Origin of the sequence: Gordonia otitidis NBRC 100426 (genome assembly GCF_000248075.1) — a bacterium.
Classification (GTDB): Bacteria; Actinomycetota; Actinomycetes; order Mycobacteriales; family Mycobacteriaceae; genus Gordonia; species Gordonia otitidis.
In genome coordinates, this window is record NZ_BAFB01000096.1 from 1 (window position 1) to 25,793 (window position 25,793).

The 25,793-nt window shown below is 65.6% G+C and carries 22 protein-coding genes; 8 read left to right on the forward strand and 14 right to left on the reverse strand.

Features of this window, described 5'->3' with window-relative positions:
- Both GOOTI_RS09655 and GOOTI_RS09660 read right to left on the reverse strand, forming a co-directional pair.
- A partial coding sequence (locus GOOTI_RS09655; protein ID WP_007238400.1) for a DUF222 domain-containing protein occupies window positions 1-854 on the reverse strand: 854 nt, incomplete at its 3' end.
- Window positions 855-1,078: 224 nt separating this feature from the next.
- Window positions 1,079-1,792, reverse strand: a complete 714-nt coding sequence (locus GOOTI_RS09660) for a histidine phosphatase family protein (protein WP_007238401.1) — start codon at window positions 1,790-1,792, stop codon at window positions 1,079-1,081.
- Between the two features lie 91 nt (window positions 1,793-1,883).
- On the opposite strand from GOOTI_RS09660, the gene GOOTI_RS09665 reads away from it, so the two are divergent.
- Window positions 1,884-2,312 (forward strand): VOC family protein, encoded by a 429-nt coding sequence (locus tag GOOTI_RS09665; RefSeq protein ID WP_007238402.1) that lies wholly within the window; start codon window positions 1,884-1,886, stop codon window positions 2,310-2,312.
- Between the two features lie 89 nt (window positions 2,313-2,401).
- Here the strand turns inward: GOOTI_RS09665 and GOOTI_RS09670 are convergent, their stop codons facing one another.
- Window positions 2,402-3,475 (reverse strand): sigma-70 family RNA polymerase sigma factor, encoded by a 1,074-nt coding sequence (locus GOOTI_RS09670; protein WP_039993861.1) that lies wholly within the window; start codon window positions 3,473-3,475, stop codon window positions 2,402-2,404.
- 515 nt (window positions 3,476-3,990) lie between these two features.
- On the opposite strand from GOOTI_RS09670, the gene GOOTI_RS09675 reads away from it, so the two are divergent.
- Window positions 3,991-5,307, forward strand: coding sequence for an ROK family transcriptional regulator (locus tag GOOTI_RS09675; protein ID WP_083835891.1), 1,317 nt, complete (start codon window positions 3,991-3,993; stop codon window positions 5,305-5,307).
- A 105-nt stretch (window positions 5,308-5,412) separates the two neighbouring features.
- On the opposite strand, the gene GOOTI_RS09680 is transcribed toward GOOTI_RS09675, so the two are convergent.
- Both GOOTI_RS09680 and GOOTI_RS09685 read right to left on the reverse strand, forming a co-directional pair.
- Window positions 5,413-6,261: an ABC transporter permease gene (locus tag GOOTI_RS09680; RefSeq protein WP_007238405.1), complete on the reverse strand. Its 849-nt coding sequence runs from the start codon at window positions 6,259-6,261 to the stop codon at window positions 5,413-5,415.
- A complete protein-coding gene (locus GOOTI_RS09685; RefSeq protein ID WP_007238406.1) occupies window positions 6,258-7,373 on the reverse strand; it encodes an ATP-binding cassette domain-containing protein in 1,116 nt (371 codons plus the stop codon). The genes GOOTI_RS09680 and GOOTI_RS09685 overlap by 4 nt, the downstream gene beginning before the upstream one ends.
- Before the next feature lie 186 nt (window positions 7,374-7,559).
- Between GOOTI_RS09685 and GOOTI_RS09690 the strand changes: the two genes are divergently transcribed.
- The 4 genes from GOOTI_RS09690 to GOOTI_RS09705 all read left to right on the forward strand — a co-directional run bounded on the left by GOOTI_RS09690 (window position 7,560) and on the right by GOOTI_RS09705 (window position 10,721).
- Complete coding sequence (locus GOOTI_RS09690) at window positions 7,560-7,964, forward strand: TOBE domain-containing protein (protein WP_039993855.1); 405 nt, start codon at window positions 7,560-7,562, stop codon at window positions 7,962-7,964.
- Window positions 7,965-8,029: 65 nt separating this feature from the next.
- Entirely contained in the window at window positions 8,030-8,827 is a 798-nt protein-coding gene (gene modA / locus GOOTI_RS09695) for a molybdate ABC transporter substrate-binding protein (RefSeq protein ID WP_007238408.1), read from the forward strand.
- A 14-nt stretch (window positions 8,828-8,841) separates the two neighbouring features.
- Window positions 8,842-9,624: an ABC transporter permease gene (locus GOOTI_RS09700; RefSeq protein WP_007238409.1), complete on the forward strand. Its 783-nt coding sequence runs from the start codon at window positions 8,842-8,844 to the stop codon at window positions 9,622-9,624.
- Window positions 9,621-10,721, forward strand: a complete 1,101-nt coding sequence (locus GOOTI_RS09705) for a sulfate/molybdate ABC transporter ATP-binding protein (protein ID WP_007238410.1) — start codon at window positions 9,621-9,623, stop codon at window positions 10,719-10,721. The genes GOOTI_RS09700 and GOOTI_RS09705 overlap by 4 nt, the downstream gene beginning before the upstream one ends.
- Here the strand turns inward: GOOTI_RS09705 and GOOTI_RS09710 are convergent.
- Together GOOTI_RS09710 and GOOTI_RS09715 are read right to left on the reverse strand one after the other, a co-directional pair.
- Window positions 10,670-11,635, reverse strand: a complete 966-nt coding sequence (locus GOOTI_RS09710) for an adenylate/guanylate cyclase domain-containing protein (RefSeq protein WP_007238411.1) — start codon at window positions 11,633-11,635, stop codon at window positions 10,670-10,672. The genes GOOTI_RS09705 and GOOTI_RS09710 overlap by 52 nt on opposite strands.
- A gap of 61 nt (window positions 11,636-11,696) precedes the next feature.
- On the reverse strand, window positions 11,697-12,914 hold the full coding sequence (locus GOOTI_RS09715; protein ID WP_007238412.1) for a TetR/AcrR family transcriptional regulator: 1,218 nt from the start codon (window positions 12,912-12,914) through the stop codon (window positions 11,697-11,699).
- Between the two features lie 128 nt (window positions 12,915-13,042).
- Here GOOTI_RS09715 and GOOTI_RS09720 point away from each other — a divergent pair, with 128 nt between their 5' ends.
- Window positions 13,043-14,254 (forward strand): acetyl-CoA C-acetyltransferase, encoded by a 1,212-nt coding sequence (locus GOOTI_RS09720; protein ID WP_007238413.1) that lies wholly within the window; start codon window positions 13,043-13,045, stop codon window positions 14,252-14,254.
- Window positions 14,255-14,285: 31 nt separating this feature from the next.
- The gene (locus GOOTI_RS09725) at window positions 14,286-16,457 is read left to right on the forward strand and encodes a 3-hydroxyacyl-CoA dehydrogenase NAD-binding domain-containing protein (protein WP_039993856.1); all 2,172 of its coding nucleotides are present in this window, start codon (window positions 14,286-14,288) and stop codon (window positions 16,455-16,457) included.
- A gap of 201 nt (window positions 16,458-16,658) precedes the next feature.
- Here GOOTI_RS09725 and GOOTI_RS09730 read toward each other — a convergent pair whose 3' ends face one another.
- The 7 genes from GOOTI_RS09730 to GOOTI_RS09760 all read right to left on the reverse strand — a co-directional run bounded on the left by GOOTI_RS09730 (window position 16,659) and on the right by GOOTI_RS09760 (window position 25,784).
- Entirely contained in the window at window positions 16,659-17,378 is a 720-nt protein-coding gene (locus GOOTI_RS09730; protein WP_007238415.1) for a slipin family protein, read from the reverse strand.
- Between the two features lie 371 nt (window positions 17,379-17,749).
- A complete protein-coding gene (locus tag GOOTI_RS09735; RefSeq protein WP_007238416.1) occupies window positions 17,750-18,607 on the reverse strand; it encodes an alpha/beta fold hydrolase in 858 nt (285 codons plus the stop codon).
- A gap of 440 nt (window positions 18,608-19,047) precedes the next feature.
- Entirely contained in the window at window positions 19,048-20,004 is a 957-nt protein-coding gene (locus tag GOOTI_RS09740) for a R2-like ligand-binding oxidase (protein ID WP_007238417.1), read from the reverse strand.
- 89 nt (window positions 20,005-20,093) lie between these two features.
- Window positions 20,094-22,322: an MMPL family transporter gene (locus tag GOOTI_RS09745; protein ID WP_007238418.1), complete on the reverse strand. Its 2,229-nt coding sequence runs from the start codon at window positions 22,320-22,322 to the stop codon at window positions 20,094-20,096.
- Between the two features lie 135 nt (window positions 22,323-22,457).
- The gene (locus GOOTI_RS09750; RefSeq protein ID WP_007238419.1) at window positions 22,458-23,000 is read right to left on the reverse strand and encodes a potassium channel family protein; all 543 of its coding nucleotides are present in this window, start codon (window positions 22,998-23,000) and stop codon (window positions 22,458-22,460) included.
- On the reverse strand, window positions 22,984-24,978 hold the full coding sequence (locus GOOTI_RS09755; RefSeq protein ID WP_039993857.1) for a M13 family metallopeptidase: 1,995 nt from the start codon (window positions 24,976-24,978) through the stop codon (window positions 22,984-22,986). The genes GOOTI_RS09750 and GOOTI_RS09755 overlap by 17 nt, the downstream gene beginning before the upstream one ends.
- A gap of 32 nt (window positions 24,979-25,010) precedes the next feature.
- A complete protein-coding gene (locus tag GOOTI_RS09760) occupies window positions 25,011-25,784 on the reverse strand; it encodes a pirin family protein (RefSeq protein ID WP_007238421.1) in 774 nt (257 codons plus the stop codon).
- Window positions 25,785-25,793: the final 9 nt, after the last annotated feature.

Below are 25,793 nucleotides of genomic sequence, written 5' to 3' on the forward strand. Positions count from 1 at the left end.
CATTCGAATCGGGAACCGCTCAAGAGAGCGAACATCGCATCCGAGGCGCGTTGCTGACGAGTCCGCCCATCACCGCCGCATACCGCGTCGGCCAAACGTCGTACCGCTGCGACCGCTACCCGCACGTTCTCGGCCGACATCACGGCGGTGAGCTCCCCGACCCCGTCACCACAGTTGTCGGTGAACACACCCCGTTTGTCCAGAGCACGTTCACGACGTTCACGCACCGCATCCGGATCCTGGCGGAACACGATCCGATCAACCATGTCCCGCAGGCGAGGTCGTTTCCACGACCCTCGCCGCTTCCGCAGGGTTGTCGCGATCTGTTCGTCGACAGCGGCCACCACCTCGGGCGGGGTGCCCGGCCCACGCACCAGATCGGTGCGTGAGATGACCAGTCGTGCTTGCTCGACCGACACGATCCCCTCGCGCAGACAGCCGAACACCTGCGGAAGATCATCCCGTAGCACGATCGCCTCGTCGATCATGCGTTCTGCCTGCGGACGTGACACCGCGAAGACTCCTGAGATGCGGGCTGCAGCATCGGATAAGCCGTCGACGATCAGGCCGTCAGTCTCAGCACGCTCGACGACCAGCCGGTCATAGAGCACCCCGATCGATTGATACCGCGCCCACGCCACAAACGCCTCACCGCACCGCAATCGGGTCAAACCTTCTAGTACGGCAACCGTGTCCGAAGCCTCGGGAGCGGCGGGATCGATTCCACCGAGCAACCCGAGCGGCACGCCCGTTGCCCAGTCCGACTGAACAGCATCGGGCGTCGGATCGAATCGTCCCGAATCATCGCCTCCCGCAGCAGAATCGGCTCCTGGGCCAACTGACTCGATCGACACCCCGCACCACCTCCCGAGAACCGGATCGAACGTATGAGCCCATACTACGACCGGCCACCGACAAGAAATCCGACTGCGGAATCGGGGCACAGAATCGACGCTTGAAACCGACATCACAGCGAACCGCCGGCCGACGGGTGTACTGAGTGGATGTGGGTCGACTGTGAGAATATGCGTGCTGCGGCAACCACATTCGTCGATCGGCACCACATGCGCGGCTGCACTCAGCGGAAGGTCGCCACCCCGCCCTCTCGGTCGACGAGGTGCGCGTGCTCGTTGAGCGACATCACCGAGACACCGCTGCGCCCTACGAGAAGTTTTGTCACCGAGGCGTTCACCATGGTGCGGGCCATGGCAGGCCAGCGGTGTGGCGGGACACCCCACAGTTCGGCGATCACCTGCGTGATGGTGCCCGCCGACGACACCACGAGCACGGTCTGACCACTACCGGCCAACTCGGCAGCGCGCTCGCCTGCCCCGGTCACCCGTGAGCGGAACTCGGGGTAGGTCTCGCCCGATCCGGATGGCCGTGCGTCGCCTTCGGCGTCGGCCATGGAGGTCTGGTCGATCCAGTGGGCGAGTCCGGCGTCGAGCCGCTGCTGGTAGGACTTCTGATCGGCGAATTCGTCGGCGTTCGCAGCGCCGACGAGCGACGGGAGTTCGTACTCGTTCCACGACGGGTCGACGATCGGCTCCGGCGCTGCGTCGAGGCGCGCGAGCACCCCCGCCAATGTCTCGGTCTGTCGCGCGAGGTCGCCACTGATCGCAGCGGTCACACCGCTGACCTGTGCCGCCAACAAGGTGCCGGTGAGGCCTGCCTGAACCCGCCCGATGTCGGTGAGGCCGGGACCGGTCTGGGCCGCGCTGGGATCGCTGTCGGTGACGCCGTAGGCAGTCGGGTTGGCCTGACCGTGTCGCACGAGGTAAATGACTCCCATGCTCGGTCAGCCTATGCGGTCGACCCGGCGATCGATCGGCGGCCTCGACCGCAACCGATGACTTCGCGCTCCAGCGTCGGTCGGTCCTTGCATGGTGTCCACCTTGTTCATCACACTGCCCGTCGACAGCACGCTGAGATCTCGGCGGTTCTTCGAGAGCCTCGGCTTCCGACCCGACGAGGTGTTCTGCGACGCCGGGACGCTGTGCCTGCCGATCAGCGACGGCACGGTTCTCGTGCTCCTCGCCACGCAGCGGTTTGCCGGATACTCGGCAGGCGAGGCAGCGGTCGACCCCCGTCGAGGGGACGCAGCCGTGCGCGAGGTGGTGATCGCGTTCTCTGCGGCCTCACGTCACGAGGTCGACGAGATTGCCGACGCCGCGCTTGCCAACGGCGGTTCGACGCTGCGCGCTCCCACCGACGAGGGTTTCACTTACAGCCGCACCTTCTGCGATCCCGACGGGCATGCCTGGGAGATCGTGTGGATGGACCCCGGCGCCATTCCGCAGACATCGAAGTGAGTGCAGGAATCGACGTGAGCAGACGTCGCAGTGGAGATCAGTCGGGTGGGGGGGCGAGCCCCCACGAACTGGGCAGCCGTCGGATTCGCTCAGTGCCAGGGGCTTGGTTGCACCTGTGGAGGAGCATCGTAGGGCGTCGCGGGGAGACCGAAGCGGGCGAAGTCCCCGGTCAGATCGTCGCCGAAGAACGCGACGACATGGGCGACCTCGACCGTCCCGGCGGCGCCGGTTGCGACCACGTCGAGTACCTGGAGTTGGAACGGCCGATGCACGCCGTCGGGTCCGCGCATGTAGAGACCGAACGCGGGCTGCCCGTTGGCGGTGGTCGGCAGTAGGATCTGGTCGCCCGCCTTCTCCGCCGGACAGTTGCCGCGAATGAGCGTCGCGATCGACGCGGGCCCCTGATACCAACCGGTGAACGGCGGCATCTCCCAGATCGCCTTGTCGGTGAACATGGAGGCGATGGCGTCGACGTCGTAGCGTTCGAACGCGGACACGTACCTGGCCAGCAGTTCGCGCTTGGCGTCGTCGGTGATCTCTCCGGGCGAATCACGTTGTGGTGCAGCGTTCCTGAGCTGCTCGCGTGCACGTTGCAGCAGACTGTTGACCGTCGCCGTCGTGACACCGATCGCGTCGGCGACCTCGGCGGCGCGCCACTGCAGGACGTCGCGGAGGATCAGCACGGCACGCTGTCTCTCGGGTAGATGCTGCAGCGCTGCGATGAACGCAAGGCGGATGGACTCGCGTGCGCCGACGACGTATGCCGGGTCGGCGTCGTCGCCGGGGGAGATCTCGTCCACGGTTCCCGCGAAGGGCTCGAGCCAGGGCACCTCACGGTCGGTGTCGAGCGCGTCGGTGGGGTCGAAAGCGTCACCACCGAGTCCCGACGGCAGCGGCCTGCGCTGTCTGCTCTGCAGGGCGGTCAGGCACGTATTGGTCGCGATCTTGTGCAGCCAGGTGCGAACGGACGCGCGGCCGTCGAACCTGTCGTAGGCACGCCACGCCCGCAGGTAGGTGTCCTGGGTGAGGTCTTCGGCGTCGTGATGCGACCCCATCATGCGATAGCAGTGCGCGAGGATCTCGCGCCGAAAAGGCTCCGTGGCCGCGTGGAACTCGGCGTCGGAATCGGTCGGTTGCGCAGTGGTGGCGGCCTGCGGTGGCATGTGATTCAGGTTACGGCAGCCCACTGACAGCCTCCATGGATGAGCAGGTCGACCGCTCGGCGCCCACGTTTGGTGCGAGCGACTTTCGCGCAGGGCGCGCGTAACCCGCGACGGGCGCTCCCCGCACACCTATTCTCGCCGGTGGACGACCCTGTCGCGTCGCGGAAGTGGTCCGTGACCTGCGATGGGAGGTGCGTGGGGGAGTTGCGGGCCACTGCGCCCGGTTGCTAGCTTCGAGCACATGACGAGCGAACACGACGGCGCCTTGGCGCAGATCTCAGAGGTGACCTACGTGATCACCGCTCTGGGGTGCCGTCTGCCGTTCGCACGTGTGCTGTGTTGCCGCCGAATGCGTTGAACGCCGAGATCTGACTTTCAGTAATCCATCCGCATTCTTCGCGAATCCTCTGCGATCGTCGTCGACCGCGCGCCATGATCTCCCGGCCGGCCGCGTGTGAGAACGATGATGTCGCGGCTTCCCGGATTCGCCTGCATCGATACCAGGACACGAACCCATGACTGCAACAGTTGATCAGCCCATCCGTACGGCTACTCTTTCCTCACCGGTCCGGCAACCGGCGCAGCGACCTATTCCACGGCGATCGGCCGCGCGACCGACCCCGGTGCCGGGGCTCGAACCACGCACTGCCAGGAGAGGAGGGCGGCCGATTCAGATCGCGACTCCGCGCCTCGAGCTCTCCGACAAACCCGCCGCACTGGTTCTGCGTACCGCCCGGCTGTCCGGTCCGATCTTCCGTGACGACGCCGCCGAGGCCACGGGACTGTCGATCTCGACCGTCAACCGACAGGTGGGCGCACTGCTGAAGGCGGGTCTCCTGCGCGAGCGTGCCGACCTCGCGCCCGCCGGGGCGATCGGCCGACCGCGGCTGCCGTTCGAGATCAACGTGACGGACTACCTCACCCTCGGCATCCACATCGGATACAAGGTCACCTCCATCACCACCCATGACCTGCTCCATCGTGTGGTGGGTGCGATCCAGATCCCGACGCCGATCGCCGAGTCGCCCGAACAGACACTGGTGGCCATCGGCGACAGCGCCCGTCGATTCGTCGGACGCTGGTCGAATCGTCGGGTGCTGTGGGCGGGCGTGGCGCTCGGCGGACGCGTCGCCCCCGGTGGCTTCGTCGACCATCCGCGTCTCGGCTGGTCGGGCGCGCCCGTGGGTACCGTGATCGCCGAGGCGGTCGGCCTCCCCGTCTCGGTGGCGTCGCACGTCGAGGCGATGGCCGCCGCCGAACTCGTCGTCAACCCGAGCGACAAGCGGTCGAGCTTCCTCTACTTCTATGCGCGCGAGATGGTCGGGATCGCATTCAGTGTCGACGGCGCCGTGCACACGCCGACCGCCGGACCGCCGGTGATCGGGCACTTCCCGACCGGGGCCACCACCCTGCTCGACCCACAGCACACCGGTCGACTCGAGCCGACCGCGAGTGACACCGGGGTCGTCGAGGCTGCCGTCGCACTCGGCCTCGAGGTAGCCGACATCGAGGGCGTACACACCCTCGCCCGAAACGGCGATGCCACTGCCCGCGCACTGCTCGACGAACGCGCGACGGTCCTCGGGCGTGCGGTCGCACTCATGGCTGACATCTTCAACCCCGACCACATCATCCTCGGCGGGCAGGCGTTCACCGACAACCCGTCGACCCTGCCACTGGTAGCCGCGGCAATTCGCGAGACCTCGGTCTCGCCGAAACGTGATGTGCGAGTCTCACATTCGGGCGTGACGGTACAGCAGCAGGCGGCCGGCGCGGTGTCGCTCGACGCCGTGTACACCGACCCGCTCGAGGCGCTCGCCGCGACAGCGTGAGCACAACCCGAGGGCGGAGCCGCAGAAACACGTGTTCTTGACACAAGCGAGCGAAGCTTCGCGAGAGGGTGCCAGAAACACGTGTTTCCGCGCGGAGGCCGAGGCTCAGTCTGCGGTGCGTCGTGCGTAGTTCCGCAGGGCGAACGGCATGAACAGCAGCGTGAGTGCGACGGCCCAGATGAGCGTCGACAACTCCGGGTAGCGCAGCGGGAGTGCCGCATCTGCGCCGGCCGCCGGGCCATTGCCCCACAGCACACGCATCGCCTGGATGAGCGACGAGATGGGATTCCACTCTGCGATCGTGCGCAACCACGGTTGCATCGCGGTGGTCGGCACGAACGCGTTGGAGACGAAGGTCAGCGGAAACAGGACGGAGAACATGAATCCGTTCACCGCCTCGACCGAGCGCAACCACGAGCCGATCATCACGCCGAACCAGATCATCGCGAAGCCGAACACCAACACCAGCAGGAAGCCCAGGACGCCGTCCCACACCGACGTCGTGATGCGCCACCCGATGATCACACCCGTCAACGCCATCACCACGATGCCGATGGACGAGTGCAACAGGCTGGCGATACTGCGCCCGATCAACACCGATGAGCGTCTGATCGGCAGTGACCGGAAGCGATCGATGATGCCTTTCTCGATGTCGGCGGTGATGCCGGTGGCGACGATGAACGCGGTGAACACAATCGTCTGGCCCATGATGCCGGGCAGCAGATACTGCTTGTAGTTGATCGCCGGATTGCCCGCACTGATCGCCGGACCGAAGACATAGGCAAACAACACGACGAACATGATCGGCTGAATGGTGACGTCGGAGAGCATCTCCGGCATGCGCCGGGTATGGATCATGTTGCGCTTCACCATGATCCACGCCTGCTGCCAGACGTTCGTCGGGTGAACCGGCGGACGGTCGACCAACTGGGATGCCAGTGATGTCGTGCTCATCGGAGGTCTCCGCTCGATGTGTCGGTGGAAGTGGGCTCTGTGCCATCCGAGGTTTCTGTATCAGCCGCGCCTTCGGCACGGTCGTCTTGCGCGCCTTCGGCACGGTCGTCCTGCGCGCCTTCGGCACGGTGCCCGGTGAGGGACAAGAACACGTCATCGAGACTCGGCCGGGCCAGGCCGATGTCGTCGACGGTGATGCCGGACTCGTCGAACCAGCCCGCGATTCGCGTCAGGTCGGCGAGACCGGATGCCGCCGACGTCAACGTACGGGCGGTCTCGTCGACGAACACCTCGCCACCGTTGCGACGCAGAAGCTCGGATGCGGCGGGCAGCGATGTCGCGTCGGAGACGGTGATCACCACGCTCGCCGCACCGGCGCGTTCCTTCAGTTGCAACGGGGTCCCCTCGGCGATGATGCGGCCCTTGTCGATGACGACGATGTTGTCGGCGAGTTGGTCGGCCTCCTCGAGATACTGCGTCGTCAGTACCAGGGTGGTACCGCCGGCGACCAGGCGTCGCAGCACGTCCCAGAGCTCTGCGCGGCTGCGCGGGTCGAGTCCTGTTGTCGGTTCGTCGAGAAACAGGACCGGCGGCGCGGCCAACAGGCTGACGGCGAGGTCGAGCCGACGACGCATGCCGCCCGAGTAGGCGCGCACCTGCTTGTCGGCGGCGTCCGAGAGCGAGAACTGGCCGAGGAGTTCATCTGTGCGCGCAGCCAGCGCCTTGCGCGTGATGCCGTAGAGACCGCCGACCATGCGCAGATTCTCACGCCCGGTGAGGATCTCGTCGACAGTCGCCGCCTGGCCGGTCAGCCCCATGTTGCGGCGTACCTGTTCCGGATCCTCGCGCACGTCGAATCCCGCGATCCGCGCTGTGCCGCTGGTGGGCACGGACAGGGTCGTCATCATGCGGACCGTTGTCGTCTTGCCCGCGCCGTTGGGGCCGAGCAAACCGAGCACGCTGCCGGTCGGCACGACGAAGCTGATGTCGTCGACGGCGGTGAAGTCGTCGAACTTCTTGACGAGGTGGATCGCCTCGACGGCGACGTCGAGGCGAGATGTCGGTGACGGTGCCGGCCCCGTCGCTGCGGACGGCGGTGCTGGTTGGCTCATGCTTCTCCACGTTATCGGGCGAGTTGGACATGGGCGAGTGGGTTTCTCATCGCCTGCGGGGGTTGACCAGTATGGGCGCCCGAACTCATCGCGACCGACCGACGACATCACGGGTTGTGCAGCCAGTGCACGTATCTGCGGGGATACAGACGCCCTTATCTCGCATCTGCGGGTACACTTCCGCCCGTGGCAGCGATCAGGGTGCGTGATGCGGCGATGCTGCTCGGTGTCAGTGACGACACCGTTCGACGGTGGTTGGCGTCAGGAGAACTCGAGCCGGGGTCAGAGGACGGTGTCGCGACCGTCGACGGAGTCGGGCTGGCGTCCCTTGCCAGGAAAAGGGCGCGAACGGTCGAGGACGACGGCACCGGCGTTCTGCGGTCGGCGCGTAACCGGTTCACCGGTCTGGTCACCGACGTCGTCAGCGACACTGTCATGGCGCAGGTGACCATGCAGTGCGGTCCATTCGAGGTGACCTCGCTGATGAGTTCCGAAGCCGTTCGCGAACTCGCACTCGAGCCGGGAGTCGTCGCGACGGCAGTGGTCAAGGCCACCACGGTCATCGTCGAACGACCAGATCCCAACAGGTGATCCGCATTCGCGGACAAGAGAAAGCGAGAACCCCTGTGTTCCAGTGTCTTGTGCTCCAGAAGGTCATGCCGCAGAAGTTCGTGTCGGTACGGCGCATTGCGGCCGTGTTCGCAGCCATGGTCGCGGTCATCGTCACGGTCGCCGGTTGCTCGTCCGACGACGGTTCTTCGGGCGGGAATTCGTCCGGGGGGAAGACAACACTGAATGTCTACGCGGCGGCATCGCTGAAGAGCACCTTCACCGAACTCGCGAAGGCTTTCGAGAAGGCGCACTCCGACGTCGAGGTCAAGCTCAACTTCGCCGGATCGTCGGCTCTCGTCACGCAGATCAACCAGGGGGCCGACGCCGACGTGATCGCCACCGCCGACGAGCGCACCATGCAGAAACTCGGCGACAAGGCCGTCGATCCCAAGATCTTCGCCACCAACACACTCACCATTGTCACCGCACCCGGAAATCCCAAGCGCATCACCGGTTTCGCAAGTCTGCGTGATTCCGGCGCCAAGACCGTGGTCTGTGCGCCCGAGGTACCGTGTGGCGCCGCGACGGTGGCCGTCGAGAAGAACACCGGAGTCGAACTGACACCGGTGAGCCAGGAGGCGTCGGTCACCGCGGTGCTGACCAAGGTCACCTCAGGTGAGGCCGACGCCGGTCTCGTCTACGTGACAGACGCGAAGTCCGCGGGCGACAAGGTGGCCACGGTCGGTGACGCGGCCTTCGCGCAGGTGGTCAACAAATATCCGATCGCAACGGTCAAGGGCACCAAGCATTCCGAGCAGGCCGAGCAGTTCAAGGACATGGTGCTCGGGCAGACCGGGCAAGAGATCCTGTCTGCTGCGGGCTTCGCCTCCGCGGGCTCCTGAGGCGCGGCCAGTAGATGCGTCGGGTTCCGCTCTGGGTGCACATCCCCGCGGTTCTCGGGGTGTGCTTCATCCTGATCGGCCCGATCGCCATCATCGTCAGGATGCCGTGGGGTGACTTCTGGGAGTCGGTCACCGCGCCAGAGTCGGTCGACGCACTCAGGCTCGGTGTGCTCACCGCGCTGACCAGCACCGTGATGTGTCTGGTTCTCGGCGTACCGATGGCATTCGTGTTCGCGCGCTACAACAGCGTATGGACCAGGGTGCTGCGAGCACTGGTGTTGCTGCCGTTGGTGCTTCCTCCGGTGGTCGGAGGAATCGCGCTGCTCTATGCACTCGGACGCTACGGACTCGTCGGCCAGTACCTGGACAAAGCAGGAATCACGCTGGCCTTCACGACGACGGGGGTTGTCCTGGCGCAGACCTTCGTGGCGATGCCGTTCCTTGTCCTCAGCGTCGAGGGCGCACTCCGCTCGGCGGGTGCCGACTACGAGCAGGTCGCCGCTACCCTGGGTGCTTCGCCGAGCAGAACGCTGTGGAAAGTGACTCTGCCCCTGATCTTTCCGGCACTCACGGCCGGTGCGGTGCTGGCCTTTGCCCGTGCCCTCGGCGAGTTCGGTGCGACGATCACGTTCGCCGGAAACCTGCCGGGTACCACGCAGACCGCGCCGCTGAAGATCTACCTCGATTCGATCAATGATCCGGAGGCCGCACTACCGTTGTCGCTGGTGTTGATGGCGGTCGCTCTCGTGGTCGTCATCGCTGTTCACCTACGGCGCGCACCGGAGGTGACCGCGTGAGCGGTCTTCACGCGACGATTCGTTCTGCGACACCGTTTCTCGACGTCGACCTCGAGGTGACCGCAGGCAACACGTGTGCGGTGCTCGGCCCGAACGGAGCGGGCAAGAGCACCGCACTGGGCATTCTCGCGGGGCTGCGGCGAACGTCGAACACGACCATCACCTACGACGACCGGCCGCTGCAGGGGCCAGGGGTGTTCGTGCCCGCGCATCGGCGGTCAGTGGTCCTGCTCGCGCAGAAGCCACGACTGTTCCCGCACATGACCGTCGAGCGCAACGTGGGATTCGGCCCCGCGGCTGCGGGAGTGGGGCGGCGCGAAGTGGCGGCGCGTACGCAACGGTGGCTCAGCGCAGTCGGAGTCGCCGAATTCGCCGACCGCATGCCCAAACAGCTGTCTGGCGGACAGGCGCAACGTGTGGCGATCGCGCGTGCTCTGGCGACCGAGCCGGACGTCCTGCTCCTCGACGAACCGTTCGCAGCGCTCGATGTCGATGTGGCGCAACAGATGCGCACCTTGCTGCGCTCGCTGATCCGGGAACGGGACGGTGTCACGGTACTGGTCACGCACGATCTCGTCGACGCCGTGGCGCTCGCCGACGACGTGGTGGTCATCGAGCATGGACGAGTCGTCGGACAGGGGCCGACTCGGGACGTGCTGCGTCATCCCGGCACGGCTTTCGCAGCGGCACTCGCCGGACTCAACATGTTCCTCGGAACGTTCGAGCCGCCCGCGACGGTCGTCGGTGCCGGGGGTGACAGTGTCACGGGTGTGTCCGCCGACGTGCGACAGGCGGGCGTATCCGCGGCCGCAACCTTCTCGCCGCGCGCGGTCGCGGTGTATCTCGATGCGCCGCAGGGGAGTCCGCGAACAGTTCTCGGTGCAGACGTGCTGGAGGTGGTGCCCCAGGGCGACCACGCGATCGCGAGATGTGACGTCGGCGGTCAGATCGTGTCAGCCGAGATCACCTGGAACGCAGTCGCTGAACTCGCGCTGCACACCGGATCGCGAGTGCACCTGGTGGTCAAGGCGAACGAGGTGCGGATCTACGAGGCCGCCTCACCTGCCGAGTCCGACGCGTCAGCGTCAGGGTTGTAATACTTGTTGGGCTCCAACACCTTTGCCCGCAGCCGTCGGTATCCTCGCACCGAGAGCGGGGAGATCGAGCGCAGATAGAATTTCTCGTCGTCCGCCAGTTCGTCGGCGACGGCCTCGCTGACGAGGGTGGTTCCCGGACGGGCCGAGCCGCACAGGCGGGCGGCCACGTTGACCGGTTCGCCGAAGACGTCGCCGAGTCGGGAGAGCACCTGTCCGCGTGCCAGGCCGACCCGCAGCGGTGGAATGGGTTTGTCGTCGCTGAGGTCGTGGATCGCCAACGCCGCCTCTGCGGCCTGCTCGGACGTCGCGAAGGTGAACATGACGCCGTCGCCGAGGGTCTTGATGACGTGACCACGGTGGGCGCCCACCACGTCGAAGGTGCGGTCCTCGAACGTCTCGAGCAACAGTTCCAGTTCGTCGAGCGGTGTGCGCCGCGACAAACTGGTGTAGCCGACGATGTCGGCGAACCCCACCACGAGATCCATCCGCTCGTCGGATTCCCTCGTCTCGTCCCGCGTCATGGCCATGTCGAGGTGTCTGCGCCAGATCAACTGTTGGATGACCCCCAGCGCATTGGCCATCTGCTCGCGGGTCCACGGCACGTCCGGATTGCGCTCGAGCTCGGTCAGTTGGTCGGCCTGCCACTCCGCGAGGCGTGACATCGTCTGTCCGATCGCGCGAGCGGTGGCCACCTGCGCGGCCTGCGGCATGGTGTGCTCGGAATCGGCGAAGAGCCCGAGGGCTTTGACCTCGGCGGCGGTGAAGATCTTGTCCGGAGTCGACTGTCTGGCGAAACCGAAGGCGTTCCACACCTTCTCGGCGTAGTCGGGTGAGAGTTGAAGTTGCTCGACGAGTTCGTCCCGAGTGAACTGCGGATCCTCATCGCTCACACCCGACGGTTCCTGATCGCTCACCGCGCACCCCCGAACGCGCTGTGCTGTGCATGCATGCCACAACGGTAGTCGCTGCGCATGCTCAGAGTCCCAGGACGCCCTTCATCAGGTAGGCCATCTCCGCACCGAAATCGGGACGGGTGACGCCACGCCGCATGCGTACCGCGTCGTTCACGATCGACAGCGCGGCGTGAACGGCAACCGTGCGCTGATCGACTCGGGCCTCTGGCTGCACCTGCCCGAGCAGGTCGACCCAGCGTCGTACGTATCGACGCTGGACGTCGAGCAACTCTGCTGCGGGGTCCTGTCCGGCGAGCACAGACGAGCTGTTGAACGCCACCGACAGGTCGGGGGTCGACGTGATGACGGTGACGTACGAGTCCACGAGAAGCCCCAGCAGTTTTGCGGGGTCTGCGGTGGAACCCTGTGCTGCCATGACACCCGCCTCGAGCCGCATGGCGCTGCGCTGGCCGATCGCGAGCAGGATCGCAAGCTTCGACGAAAAGTGTTTGTACACACTGGGCCCGGTGATGCCGACGGCCCTGCCGATGTCGTCGACGCCGACATCGGCGTAGCCGTGGTCGGCGAACAACGCGGCCGCGCCGTCGAGGATCTCGTCGCGTCGCGACGAGGTCAGGCCCACGATCTGCGGCACGGCCGGTAGCTCCGGTGCCGTCGACGGGTGCAGCTCGAGTAGTCGCCGGGTGAGCACGGCGAGTTCGGCATGCGCGCGCGATGCCGACATCCGGGTGTTGTGCACGGCGAGGCTACCGACGACGCTCAACGCCGCCCAACCGAGTGCGCGGCCCTCCCGGTCGGTCAGCTCGCGGCGGTCGGCGACGATGGCGTCCGCCCAGCGTGTCAGGACCTGTCGGGTCCGCATGACCATCTGCTTGTTCTGGTCTTCGGACAGGTAGCTGCTCGTCCACCGCCACAGCGAGACCGACTCCGGATGTCGGACACCGAGGTCGCAGAGCGCGTCGACGAGTTCGTCCAGCGGGCGTGAACCGTCACCGAGTGTGCGGTCGGTGCAGGCCTCCAGATCGTCGACGCCTGCCAGTACCGCTGCGGACAGCAACGCTTGCTTGTCAGTGAAGTGTCGATACACCGACGGAGCGGTCACCCCCGCGGCTCCCGCGATGTCGGCGACGGACACATGCGGATAGCCGCGTTCGAGAAACAGCGTCGACGCGTGGTCGACCAACTGCTTCTTACGATCGGCGGGCCGCGAGCGCTGCGTGGTCGACGAGCCCTTGCGTGTGGCGACGACGTCGCGTCGCGGGGGTTTCGGAGTAGACATTGTTAATCGACCTTAGCTCAGGTCGGACACTGATTGCGAGTGATTGACCACCCGCTATAGCCAAATAAGTGATGCCGCGTTAGCCTCGTAGGGTAACCATCGCTGGTTCATGTGAAAGGAACATCTTCGTGCCTGATCAAGCATTCATCTACGAGGCGATCCGTACGCCGCGTGGTAAGCAGCGCGGTGGATCGCTGCACAGCATCAAGCCGGTCGACCTCGCGTCGGGCCTCATCGACGAGGTCCTCGCCCGCCACGGTGGCCTCGACCCTGCCGACATCAACGACGTCATCCTGGGCGTCGTCTCGCCCGTCGGCGAGCAGGGCGGCGTGATCTCGCGCACCGCGGCCCTCAACAGCGGACTGCCGGAGACCGTTCCCGGCACCCAGATCGACCGCTTCTGCGCGTCGGGTCTCGAGGCCACCAACCTCGCTGCGGCCAAGGTTGCGTCGGGCTTCGACGACCTGGTACTCGCCGGTGGCGTCGAGTCGATGTCGCGTGTCCCGATGGGGAGCGACGGCGGCGCACTGTTCATGGACCCGACCACCGCGTACGACCACTACATCGTGCCGCAGGGCATTGGTGCCGACCTGATCGCGACCCTCGAGGGATTCAGCCGCGAAGACGTCGACGCCTTCGCCGCGGAGTCGCAGGCGCGTGCCGAGAATGCATGGAACGGTGGCTATTTCGCCAAGTCCGTGGTCCCTGTCCGCGATATCAACGGCGTCATCGTGCTCGATCATGACGAGCATCGTCGTCCCGGCTCGACCGTCGAATCGCTCGGCAAGCTCAAGCCCGCGTTCGCCGCGCTGGCCGAGATGGCAGGCTTCGACGACGTCGCGCTGCAGAAGTACCACAGCGTGGAGAAGATCAACCACGTCCACACCGGCGGTAACAGTTCGGGCATCGTCGACGGTGCAGGGCTGGTGCTCGTCGGTAGCGAAGAGGCAGGCAAGCGCAACGGCCTGACCCCGCGCGGCCGCGTCGTCTCCTTCGCCGAGGTCGGCTCCGAGCCCACCATCATGCTCACCGGCCCCACCCCGGCCACCGAGCTGGCGCTGAAGAAGGCCGGACTGACCGTCGAGGACATCGACGTCTTCGAGCTCAACGAGGCGTTCGCGTCGGTCGTCATGAAGTGGATGAAGGATCTGAACATCCCGCACGAGAAGGTCAACCGCAACGGTGGCGCCATCGCGATGGGTCACCCGCTGGGTGCGACCGGCGCGATGATCTTCGGCACCTGCCTCGACGAACTCGAGCGCACCGGCGGCCGCTACGGCCTGATCACCCTGTGTATCGGTGGCGGCATGGGCGTCGCGACCGTCATCGAGCGTCTCTGATCCCGCACTACCAAAGGAACTTGCAAAAGCAATGAGTGACAACATGATTGCCTGGGAGAAGGACGCCGACGGTGTTGTCGTCCTGACCATGGACGACAAGTCGCAGGGCGCCAACACGATGAACGACACGTTCATCGAGTCGATTGCGGCGACCGTCGATCGTCTCGAGGCCGAGAAGGACGACATCACCGGTGTCGTCATCACCTCGGCGAAGAAGACCTTCTTCGCCGGCGGCGACCTCAAGGACATGACCGCCGAGCGTACGCAGTCGAAGGAAGAGGTCGCCGCGGCGATCACCGAGCGCACCAACGGAATGAAGTCCGTCCTGCGCCGCCTGGAGACGCTGGGCAAGCCGGTCGTCGCGGCGATCAACGGCGCAGCTCTCGGCGGTGGCTACGAAATCGCGCTGCACACCCAGCACCGCGTCATCGCCGACGTCAAGGGCGCCGTCGTGGGTCTGCCCGAGGTGACGCTCGGCCTGCTGCCCGGTGGCGGCGGCGTCGTGCGTACGGTTCGCCTGCTCGGTTTCCAGAACGCACTGATGAACGTGCTCCTGCAGGGGCCGCGCTTCAACCCGACCAAGGCCAAGGAAGCGGGACTCGTCGACGAGGTCGTCGGCTCCGTCGACGAACTGCTGCCCGCCGCCAAGGCGTGGATCAAGGAGAACCCCGAGGCGCAGCAGCCGTGGGACGTCAAGGGCTACAAGATGCCCGGCGGTTCGGTCACCAACCCGTCGATCGCGGCCAACCTGCCTGCGTTCCCCGCTCTGCTGCGTAAGCAGATCAAGGGCGCGAACATGCCTGCGCCGCGCGCCATCCTGGCCGCAGCCATCGAAGGTGCCTACGTCGACGTCGACACCGCCGATCTCATCGAGACCCGCTACTTCGTCTCGCTGGTGACCGGCCAGGTCGCGCAGAACATGATCAAGGCGTTCTTCTTCGACCTGCAGACCATCAACAACGGTGGATCGCGTCCCGAGGGATACCCCAAGTGGCAGGCCACCAAGGTCGGCGTGATCGGTGCCGGAATGATGGGCGCTGCAATCGCGTACGTGTCGGCCAAGGCGGGCATCGATGTCGTCCTCAAGGACATCGATCTCGACGCCGCCAAGCGCGGCAAGGGCTACTCCGAGAAGCTCGAGGAGAAGGCCCTCTCGCGTGGCAAGACCACCAAGGAGAAGAGCGAGGCACTGCTCGGCCGTATCCACCCGACCGTCGATCCCGAGGACTTCAAGGGTGTCGACCTCGTCATCGAGGCCGCCTTCGAGTCGGTTGAGGTGAAGCACAAGGTATTCCAGGAGATCGAGGACATCGTCGAACCCGACGCCGTGCTCGGCTCGAACACCTCGACGCTGCCGATCACGATCCTCGCCGAGGGTGTCAAGCGGTCCGAGGACTTCATCGGTATCCACTTCTTCTCGCCCGTCGACAAGATGCCGCTGGTCGAGATCATCCGTGGTGAGAAGACCTCGGATGCGGTGCTGGCCAAGGTGATCGACTACACGCTGCAGATCCGCAAGACCCCGATCGTCGTCCACGACAGCCGCGGGTTCTTCACCAGCCGCGTCATCGGTACCTTCATCAACGAGGCGCTTGCCGCCGTCGGTGAGGGCGTCGAGCCCGCATTCATCGAGCACGCAGGTACGCAGGCGGGCTATCCCGCTGCGCCGCTGCAGCTCTCGGATGAGCTGACGCTCACCCTCATGCAGAAGATCCGCAAGGAGACCGAAGCGGGCGCCAAGGCCGAGGGCAAGGAGTACCCGGAGCACGGGTCGTACGCCGTCGTCGACTGGATGATCGAGCAGGGCCGGACCTCGAAGAAGGACGGCAAGGGCTTCTACGAGTACGACGAGAACGGCAAGCGCGTTCGGCTCTGGCCGGGTCTGCGTGATCACTTCAAGTCGGGCAGCACCGAGATCCCGTTCGAGGACATGCAGGAGCGCATGCTCTTCGCCGAGGCTCTCGAGACCGTGAAGTGCTTCGACGAGGGAGTCCTCGACTCGGTCGCCGACGCCAACATCGGCTCGATCTTCGGCATCGGCTTCCCCGCGTGGACCGGTGGCGTGATCCAGTACATCAACCAGTACGAGGGTGGCCTGCAGGGCTTCGTCGACCGCTCGCGTGAGCTGGCCAAGAAGTACGGCTCGCACTTCGAGCCGCCCGCCTCGCTGGTCGAGAAGGCCGCAAAGGGCGAGAAGTACTGAGGTAGGACCTGTGATCTGATTCGTCTCGTACGCATCTGATCTCCACGAGGCCCCGGCCGGACGTGTTCCGGTCGGGGCCTCGTCGTGTGGAGGGACGGCGTCGGATGGGGTCGGCTCAGTCGGCGTCGGCCGCAACCCGGTGCCACGGGTGCGGCCGACGTCGCTGATTGCCCAGCCGGTTGTTGCCCAGTCGGTTGTCGTTCAGTCGGTGTCGGGCTCGGCGTCGCCGAGGGCCAACACGAACTTGGTGCCGTACGGCGCATCCTGCACCAGACGCAGTCGCGCCAGTGCGGGGTGGGCGTCGAGCACCCGACCCGCGTTGGCCAACGAACGCAGCGCCGCGGTCTCTGCGCGAGCAGTCTCCAGCTTGGCCAGACCGCGTGCCTTCGCCGTCACCAACTCAGTGGCAGCAGAACGGATCTCAGCGGGCAAGATCACGTCCTTGATCACCACGTCGCGTACGTCGATGCCTACCGACTGCCCGGCATTCGCGGTCGCAGCCTTGATCGGCTCGGTCTTGACTGTGTCGGCTCGGGTGATCACCTCGTCGACGCTCACCGTCGCGCAGACCTCACGCAACGCGACCTGCGCGGTGAGGTAGACCGCTGTCCACGGCTCGCTGGTGCGTTCGGTGAACGCGACCGCATCGACGACTGCCGCACGGATGGCCATCGTGACGCGCAGCGACACCGAATCGGACGTCAGGATCTCCTGCGGCGCAACGGTCAGCACGCGCTCACGCGTGTCGACGAAGGTGTACACGGCACGCCTGCGTGCGCGGTACTCGCCGGGTGACAGCTCGCGGGAAAGCGTGCCGTCGCAGTACTCGAGTCCCCGGTGGCCTATGGGCACAGTGATCGTGGGGAACCACCGCTTGGCGGGCTTGGTGTAAGCCAGGCGGAGTTCGGTGGAATAAGACATGGTGCGAGCCTCCTTTCGATTGTCGCGCACGTCGTGTTGTCGGTATCTGGTTGTGCTGCAGTGCCGTTCGTCAGGTGGCAGGCCGACACCGCCCGCGGGAGATCGCGTCGGTGGGGTCGCCTTGTCGACCGGGCGGAGCCGGAAGACGAGACGACCGCAGGACCGGCGTCGACCTTGTTCCCGGGGGCGGTGCGAGATGAGGAGTCGAACCTCGGCTGGTTGAGCCTTACCATTGCAGTGAACGAGGCTCGAGAGTCGAACGCGCAGAACGTGATCGCCGGTACCCCGGGATCGGCTGCTCTCTCGTGCGAGAGACAACGATGCCAGGACGGTGTCCCTGGCGCAACGGATTTACGCCACGGTGTAGGCGGTCAGCGTGCGAGGAACGAGCCGACGACCGACTCGAAAGCCTCTTTGGCCTCGATCATCACCCAGTGCCCGCATCGGGGAAAGATGTGCAGCTCGGCGTCGGGGATGAGGCGCATCGGCGCCAGCGCCATGTCGGGCGGGCTGACACGGTCGTCGCGTCCCCAGGTGAGCAGGGTGGGGCAGGCGATCTTGTGCATCATCGACCAGTAGGGCGGGGTGTCGGAGGTGGCGAGGAATTGCTGCTGCATCTCGAACGACGCCGAGCCGTACATCGTGCGGCCGGTGGCGAGTGCGTCGGGGTTCATCGCCGCTTGCCAGCGTTCGTCGATGAGCTGGTCGGTGACGAGCTCCTGGTCGAAGACCATCGCGCGCAGCCAGCGGATGAGCTTGTCGCGATCGGGGTCGTCGGCGAACTCCTGCAGCAGCCGCAGTCCTTCGCTGGGGCTCGGGCTGAACAGGTTGGGGCCGACGCCGCCGATGGTGACGAGCCTCTCGACCCGGTCGGGTGTGCGGATCGCGAGGTTGACGCCGACCACCCCGCCCATCGAGTTGCCGATCATCGGGGCCTTCTCGATGCCGAGTCCGTTCATGAACGCGATCACCGACTTGCCCGCCGTGAGCACCGGCATTCCCTCCCACGGGTCGCTGACGCCGAAGCCGGGGAACTCCAGCACAAAGCAGTGGTGGGTCTGCGCGAAGCTCGCGAGGTTGCCGCGGTAGTTGCGCCAGCCGGTGACGCCTGGGCCGGAGCCGTGCAGCAGGATCAGCGGCGGTGCGGAAGGATCACCCGCCTCGTGGTAGCGCAAGACGCCCTTGTCGGTGCTCAGTTCGCGTTTGGTCGAGTCGTAGGTGACATCCACCCGATCAGAGTAGAACGTGTTCTAGTTTGTTGTCACGGGGTGCGCGGTGAAGAGTCCGCGCCGCGGTGCAGAAACTCGGGGAAGGGGTGCGGCGCGGCGCAGGGAGGGGGGAAGGGGGCTTTCCGTGGGTTTTGTGCGTTTCCGCGGGTTGTTGCTGGGGGAAGGGCGCGAAACTGGGGGAAGGGTCCGGGGTGTCGTGCGGGGAGGGGAAGAGTCCGGCGCCGCGGCGCAGGAAGTGGGGGAAGGGTCTGGGGTGTCGTGCAGGAAGTGGGGGAAGGGGGCTTTCCGCGGGTTGTGTGCGTTTCCGCGGGTTGTTGCTAGGGGAAGTGGACGAGACTAGGGGAAGAGTCCTCCTCGCGGCGCACGAAGTAGGGGAAGAGTCCGCGCGCGTGCAGAAAACCGCGGAACACTCCGAGCCGCGCGGAACGGTCAGCGTCGGTTCACGTGCCAAGCGCCTCTGCGTCCTCTTCGCCGAACCGCTCCTCGAGGAGTTCCGGAGAAACGTCGAGGTCGATCTCCTCGACGGGCCGGCCGCGTGCGGATTCGATGGCGCTGAGTCGACGCTGCGCCCGGTCGGCGGCGTAGGAGAGGAACTCGGAGTTGTCGATGCCGAACGGCGGTTCGTCGAACTGGGCGTTGACCCACTCGATCATGCCGAGCGCCAGAGGCATCAGTTCACCCATCCGGACGCCGATCGCCTCCCAGAGGCTGTCGTCGGCGGCGACGTGGCGGCGGCACGTGAACGTGCCCCACGCCATGTGGCGACGTTCGTCGTCGCCGATGAACTTGATGATCCGCTGCATGCCGGGGAGGATTCCGCGCTGCGTGCAGATCCGCTGCCATGCGTAGTAGCCGGTCAACGCCAGCGATCCCTCGATGACGTGGTTGTAGGTCACGCTGGCGCGCACCTGGTTCAGCGGCGACGGATCGGTGTCGAGTCGGTGCAGTGAATCGGGGAGCTCTTCGTAGAAGAGCTGGCGGTAGTACGGGTTCTCGGCGACGTAGGGGTTGAGATCGTCGGTGAGGCCGACGGCATCCATCCAGAGACGGAACACCTCGGTGTGCTTGGCCTCTTCGAAGCAGAACTGCGACAGGTACATCTCATCGCCGAACCGGCCTTCGGCGGCCATGGCTTTCATGAACGGCTGGATGTCCTGCGTGACCGCTTCCTCGCCCGCCACGAACTGGGCGACGAGGAACGTCGCGCTGCGTTGTTGCTCTGCGTCGAGTTCGTACCAGTCGGCGGCGTCGCGGGACATGTCGATGGCCGTGGGATCCCAGAACCGCGCGTTGCCCTTCATGAACAGACGCAACGGCAGTGACTGCCAGTTGAGGCCGCCACGTCGCAGAGATGCGAAATCCTCGCGGGTGACGCGTTGACGATCGGCGAGAGTCATGACGCACCGATCAAGGATTGTTCGGGACTCATGAACTGACGTTAGCTCCGAGATCGACCAAGATCGATTTGTTTCGGCGAACTCTCAGGTTACTCGTGCGTCACTTGCGACACCGGATCGCTGGACGTGACCGGGGCCGGTTCATCGTCGGGATCGTGCTTGCGAGACAGGGCACTCGGCCACCAGATCCACCGGCCGATGTCGATGGAGAGCGCGGGCACGAGCAAGGTCCGGACGATGAGCGTGTCGATGAGGACGCCGAACGCCACGAGGAAAGCCACCTGGGCGAGGAACAGCAGCGGGATCACCGCCAGCGACGCGAAGGTGGCGGCGAGTACGACACCGGCGGAGGTGATGACACCCCCGGTTGCGGTGAGGCCGCGGATCACGCCGTCGCGCGTACCGTGCGTCTTCGACTCCTCGCGCACCCGGGTCATCAGGAAGATGTTGTAGTCGATCCCCAACGCGACCAGGAACACGAACGCGAACAGCGGCACGACGGGGTCGGCGCCGGGGAAGCCGAACGGTCCGTTGAACAGCAGGGCGGCGACGCCGAGCGTCGTCGCGAACGACAACACGGTGGTGCCGAGGAGGATCACCGGCGCGACGATGCTGCGCAGCAGCAGGATCAGCACCGCGAGGACCACGAGCAGCACGATCGGGATGATCAGGTTGCGGTCGTGCTGTGCGGTCGTCCTGGTGTCGAGGTCGGTGGCCGTGGTGCCGCCGACGGTTGCGTTCGCGTCGGCGATGGGGTGCACGCGGTCTCGGATGCGCTCGACGGTGTCCTGCGCGGCCAGCGAATCAGCATTGTCGGTCAGCGTCGCCTGGATGGCGACGCGATTGTCGCGGACGAGGGGAGCCTGGTCGGCCGTCGGGCTCTGACTCGAGGTGTAGAACTGCGCTTCGGCGACGCCGTCGACGGACCGCACGGCGTCGAGGACAGCAGTGGACTGCGGGGCGTCGGCGATGATCCAGGTCGGCGAACCGCTACCGGCGTCGAAGTGACGGGCCTGGACGTCGGCGCCCTCGACCGACTCGACGCTGCCGAGGAAGAAGTCGGTCTGTGCGATGCCGTCTGACTTGAACATCGGCGCGAACGCGGCACCGATGAGCAGCAGGACGAGGGTGGAGGCCCAGATGACGCGGGGTCGGGCGGCGACCTTCTCGGCGATGGCGTGCCAGAAGCGATGGGTGGAATTCTGGGTGCCCGTGCCCGCCATGTCGGTCGCACCGTCAGCCTCAGCCCCGTCAGCCGTGTCGGTCGACGTCGTCGTCGGTTGCTCGAGGCGGGGACGGACCGGCCAGAACGCGGCGCGACCGAGCAGCGCGAGAACTGCGGGCAGGAACGTCATCGACGCCAGGAACGACGCCACGATGCCGATCGCGGCGACCGGACCGAGGCTGCGGTTGGAGTTGAGGTCGGAGAACAGCAGGCACAGCACGCCGAGGATCACGGTGCCCGCCGACGCGGCGACCGGTTCGATGGTCGCTCGCCACGCGACCTTGATCGCCCGATATTTGTCGGCGGTCTGCGTCAGTTCCTCACGGAAGCGCGACACGAGTAGTAGGGCGTAGTCGGTGGCGGCGCCGAACACGAGGATGAACAGGATGCCCTGGCTCTGCCCGTTGAGTTCGAACACACCCTGTTTCGTCAGGAAGTAGACGGCACCCGACGCGAGTCCGAGCGCGAAGACCGCCGAGATGATCACCACGAACGGGAGGATGGGGCTGCGGTAGACGATGATGAGGATGACGATCACCACGGCACCGGCGACCAGGAGCAGCAGCCCGTCGATACCAGCGAATGCCTCGCCGAGGTCGGCGATCTGACCGCCCGGACCGGTCACGTAGACGCGCAGACCGTTCGGTGGGTTGGCCAGCGCATCGCGGAGCTTCTCGACGGTGTCGGACGGCTCACCCTTGGTGGAGATCGGGACGATGAGTTCGGCGGCCTGGCCGTCGGACGAGCGGATGGCGGGCGAGAACGCCTCGCCGAAACCCTCTGCTCCCGCGAGCGGTTTGGTGGTGTCGGCGAGGTACGTCGCATCGGCGTCGGTGAAACCCGACGACCGCTCGGCGATGACGATGGCCGGTACGTAGCTGGTGTCCTGGAACTTCGCGAGCTCGTCATTGACCTGTGTCGACTCCGCCGAGGCGGGCAGGAACGCCGTGTTGTCGTTGGTGGACACCGAGGCGAGCTTGCCCGCGAACGGACCGGTGAAGGAACCGAGGACGATCCAGGCGAGAATCCCGAGCGCCGGGATGAGCCAACGCAGCCGATGAGTCGACGACGCGGTCCGCTGCTTACTCGTCATGTCCATATCCTTGCACGTCGGATTTGCCGGGGTCAGGAGGCGAGAGGATCGTCGAATCGGTCCGCCTCCGAGAGGGTCTTCGGTGCGTCGACGTTCCTGGATGGGATACGGGCCGACCGTTGCACATGCCGAAGATCAGTCAACCGTGTTGCGTCGCGCGGAGATGAGCAGCGTGAGGAAATGGATGCCCAGCGCGATCATGACGAAGGCACTCGCCATCTGAACCGAGACAACGACACGTGCGGCCTGCGATGCGGGGGCTATGTCGCCGAATCCGGTTGTGGTGAACACCGTCAGGCTGAAATAGAGTGCGTCGATTCTCGTCAGCCTCATGTTGAACCCGTCGGTGCCGTACTCGGAGATCAAGAAGTAGGTGGTGGCGAACGCGACGATGTAGAAGGTCGCAAGCGCCGCCAGCATCTCGAGAGCGGTGGCGATCGGATACGGCGAGCGGATGAAGTGTCGAATCTCCCAGCCGCAGAAAGCGATCAGCAGCAGAGCGTCGACCACGAACCCGACCATCTTGAAGTCGCTCGTGTGGCCGAGTGGTAGAAGGAAGTAGCCGACCAGCAGGACGCACCCCGCGAGCGCGGGACGGATCAGCGCGCTCGCGAGGCGTCGACCACTGAGCGGAACACGAATGTGCTCGCCGGGTGGTCGGCTACCAGATCCGGACACGGTCGGCGTCCGGCAGGAAGAGCGCATCGCCCTGCGCCACGTCGAACGCGTCGTAGAAGGCATCGATGTTGCGAACCACGCCGTTGCAACGGAATTCGGGCGGCGAGTGCGGGTCGATGGAGAGTCGACGGATCGCCTCGGCGTCGCGGGTCTTGGTGCGCCAGATCTGCGCCCAGCTGTAGAAGACCCGCTGGATGCCGGTCAGCCCGTCGATGGTCGGAGGTTCGGTGCCCTCGGTGGCGAGACGGTAGGCGACGAGCGCGATCGACAGACCGCCGAGGTCGCCGATGTTCTCCCCGATCGTGAACTCGCCGTTGACCTTGTACTTCTCGTCGAGACCCTCGGGTGTGAATTCGCTGTACTGCTCGATCAACGCCCTTGTGCGCTTGGCGAACTCGGTGCGGTCGGCGTCGCTCCACCAGTCGACGAGGTTGCCGTCGCCGTCGTACTTGGCGCCCTGGTCGTCGAATCCGTGTCCGATCTCGTGTCCGATCACCGCGCCGATCCCGCCGTAGTTGGCGGCGTCGTCGGCATCGGGGTCGAAGAACGGCGGCTGCAGGATCGCTGCCGGGAAGACGATCTCGTTCATGCCGGGGTTGTAGTACGCGTTCACGGTCTGCGGCGTCATGAACCACTCGTCGTGATCGACCGGTGAGCCGATCTTGGCGAACTCGCGCTCGTTCTCGAATGACGCTGCGCGGGCGTAGTTCCCGATCAGATCGCCCCGGTCGACCGACAGTGCGCTGTAGTCACGCCACTTCGCCGGGTAACCGATCTTGGGAGTGAACTTGTCGAGTTTGACCAGTGCGCGCTCGCGTGTGGACGGCGTCATCCACGGTAGATCGGAGATGTTCTGGCGGTATGCCGCAACCAGATTGGCGATGAGCTCGTCCATCCTGGCCTTCGCCTCGGGCGGGAAGTGCTTGTCGACGTAGAGTTTGCCGACCGCGAATCCCATTGCACCCTCGACGAACCCGACGCCGCGCTTCCAGCGGTCGCGGATCGTCTCGGCCCCGGTGAGGGTGCGTCCGTAGAAGGAGAAGTTCTCATCGACGAACTCCGACGACAGGTAGGGTGCGGCCGAGTGCAGCAGACGCCACGTCAGCCACGTCTTCCAGTGATCGAGTGGCGACTCGTTGAACAGGGTGGTGGCGTCGTCGACGAAGGATGGTTGACCGACGACGACCTCGGCGAAGGTGACGTCGCCGACCGTGCCGAGTCCGCCGAACCACTCATGGATGTTGAATCCCGAAGCGAGTGAATCGAATTCGCCGAGCGAGAAGAGGTTGTAGGTGAGATCGGCGTCGCGTCGTCGAACAACGTCCCAGTGATGGCCTGCGCTGGCGGTCTCGAGATTGAGGACGGTCGTGGCGCGCTCGTCCGCGTCGTCGTAGCCGGCGAGCGAGAACATGCGTGAGATGTGATCGCGGTAGGCCTCACGTGTCTGGGCATGGGTCTCGTCGCGGTAGTACGACTCGTCCGGCAGTCCGAGGCCTGACTGGACGACGTGTACGAGATAGCGGTCGGAGCGCTTGGCGTCGGTGTCGACATAGAAGCCGAACAGCCCGCCGACCCCGTGCCGCTGCAGCCGTCCGATCTGCTTGGACAGCCCGTCGGTCGACGTGATGGCCTCGATCGCCTCGATCTCACCGCGAATCGGGCCGATTCCGAGGGCCTCGATGTGGTCGGTGTCCATGAACGAGCCGAAGAGGTCGCCGATCTTCTGGGCATCGGACCCGCTGGGCGGGTCTGCCTCGGCGCATTCGGTGATGATGTCGCGGACGTTCTCCTCGGCGCGGTCGCGCAACACGTGGAAAGCGCCGTCGACCGAGCGGTCGTCGGGTATCACGTGAGTGTCGAGCCACTTGCCGTTGACGTGGGAGAACAGATCGTCCTGAACGCGGACGGCATCGTCAACCCACTCGAGGTCGATGCCGGAGGGGAGGGAATCGGTCTTCGAAGCAGTCACGACTTCCATCCTGTCACGGCCCGCTGCCGGCTACAGCCGCGTCAGGGCTCTCCGAGTGCTTTGTCCATGGCCCAGACGAGGATCTCGGCGCCCGACTGGGAATGCAGCGTCGAACCGGTGGAGTCGACGCCCCGCGCGGCGTCGCCCGCGGCGAGTTGAATGCCGGGTGCGCGGACGCTGTCGTCCTCGTCGCGGGTCGTGAGGACGGCTGTGCCGTCGACGACGAGGACGTGCGTGAATCGAGCGTCGGGAAGCGACACCGACGAATCCGGTGCCATCCGTACCGCGAACAGTGTCGCCGCGCGGTTGGTGATCGTGATCGCGGCGTCGACGGCCGGATCTCCCGAGGCGACTGCGACCAGGCCGCCGCGGTCGAGAGCCGCGGAGATGTCCCGTTGTTCGTAGGACGGCGTAACGCCGTACTCGTCGGGGACGATCCACATCTGTACGTAATGCACCGGTGTTGAACCCGAATCGGCCCGGTCGGGCCACGGGTCGTTGCGCTCGGTGTGCTCGATCCCCGATCCAGCACTCATGCGTTGCGCGAGGCCGGGATAAACGACGCCGGCGTGACCTGCGGAATCGGTGTGCACCAATGTGCCGGAGATCACCCAGGTAACGATTTCGGAATCCGAATGATGGTGGGCGTCGAATCCATGTCCAGGCAGTAAAACTTCTTCATTGCATGCAATGAGAAGTCCATGATGGGTGTTTGATGGATCGTAATGATCGCCGAATGAGAACGAATGACGGGAGGTCAACCAATCGGTCGACGTCACCTCCCTGATTCCGGCCCGGAACACCGTGAAGACCATGACCCATTA

What these genes read in the sequence shown, in the direction of transcription:
- GOOTI_RS09660 (WP_007238401.1), bottom strand. Translation starts at nt 1,792, where the DNA reads ATGGGAGTCATTTACCTCGTGCGACACGGTCAGGCCAACCCGACTGCC.
- GOOTI_RS09665 (WP_007238402.1), top strand. Translation starts at nt 1,884, where the DNA reads ATGGTGTCCACCTTGTTCATCACACTGCCCGTCGACAGCACGCTGAGA.
- GOOTI_RS09670 (WP_039993861.1), bottom strand. Translation starts at nt 3,475, where the DNA reads ATGCCACCGCAGGCCGCCACCACTGCGCAACCGACCGATTCCGACGCC.
- GOOTI_RS09675 (WP_083835891.1), top strand. Translation starts at nt 3,991, where the DNA reads ATGACTGCAACAGTTGATCAGCCCATCCGTACGGCTACTCTTTCCTCA.
- GOOTI_RS09680 (WP_007238405.1), bottom strand. Translation starts at nt 6,261, where the DNA reads ATGAGCACGACATCACTGGCATCCCAGTTGGTCGACCGTCCGCCGGTT.
- GOOTI_RS09685 (WP_007238406.1), bottom strand. Translation starts at nt 7,373, where the DNA reads ATGAGCCAACCAGCACCGCCGTCCGCAGCGACGGGGCCGGCACCGTCA.
- modA (WP_007238408.1), top strand. Translation starts at nt 8,030, where the DNA reads ATGCCGCAGAAGTTCGTGTCGGTACGGCGCATTGCGGCCGTGTTCGCA.
- GOOTI_RS09700 (WP_007238409.1), top strand. Translation starts at nt 8,842, where the DNA reads ATGCGTCGGGTTCCGCTCTGGGTGCACATCCCCGCGGTTCTCGGGGTG.
- GOOTI_RS09715 (WP_007238412.1), bottom strand. Translation starts at nt 12,914, where the DNA reads ATGTCTACTCCGAAACCCCCGCGACGCGACGTCGTCGCCACACGCAAG.
- GOOTI_RS09725 (WP_039993856.1), top strand. Translation starts at nt 14,286, where the DNA reads ATGAGTGACAACATGATTGCCTGGGAGAAGGACGCCGACGGTGTTGTC.
- GOOTI_RS09730 (WP_007238415.1), bottom strand. Translation starts at nt 17,378, where the DNA reads ATGTCTTATTCCACCGAACTCCGCCTGGCTTACACCAAGCCCGCCAAG.
- GOOTI_RS09740 (WP_007238417.1), bottom strand. Translation starts at nt 20,004, where the DNA reads ATGACTCTCGCCGATCGTCAACGCGTCACCCGCGAGGATTTCGCATCT.
- GOOTI_RS09745 (WP_007238418.1), bottom strand. Translation starts at nt 22,322, where the DNA reads ATGACGAGTAAGCAGCGGACCGCGTCGTCGACTCATCGGCTGCGTTGG.
- GOOTI_RS09755 (WP_039993857.1), bottom strand. Translation starts at nt 24,978, where the DNA reads ATGGAAGTCGTGACTGCTTCGAAGACCGATTCCCTCCCCTCCGGCATC.
- GOOTI_RS09760 (WP_007238421.1), bottom strand. Translation starts at nt 25,784, where the DNA reads ATGGTCTTCACGGTGTTCCGGGCCGGAATCAGGGAGGTGACGTCGACC.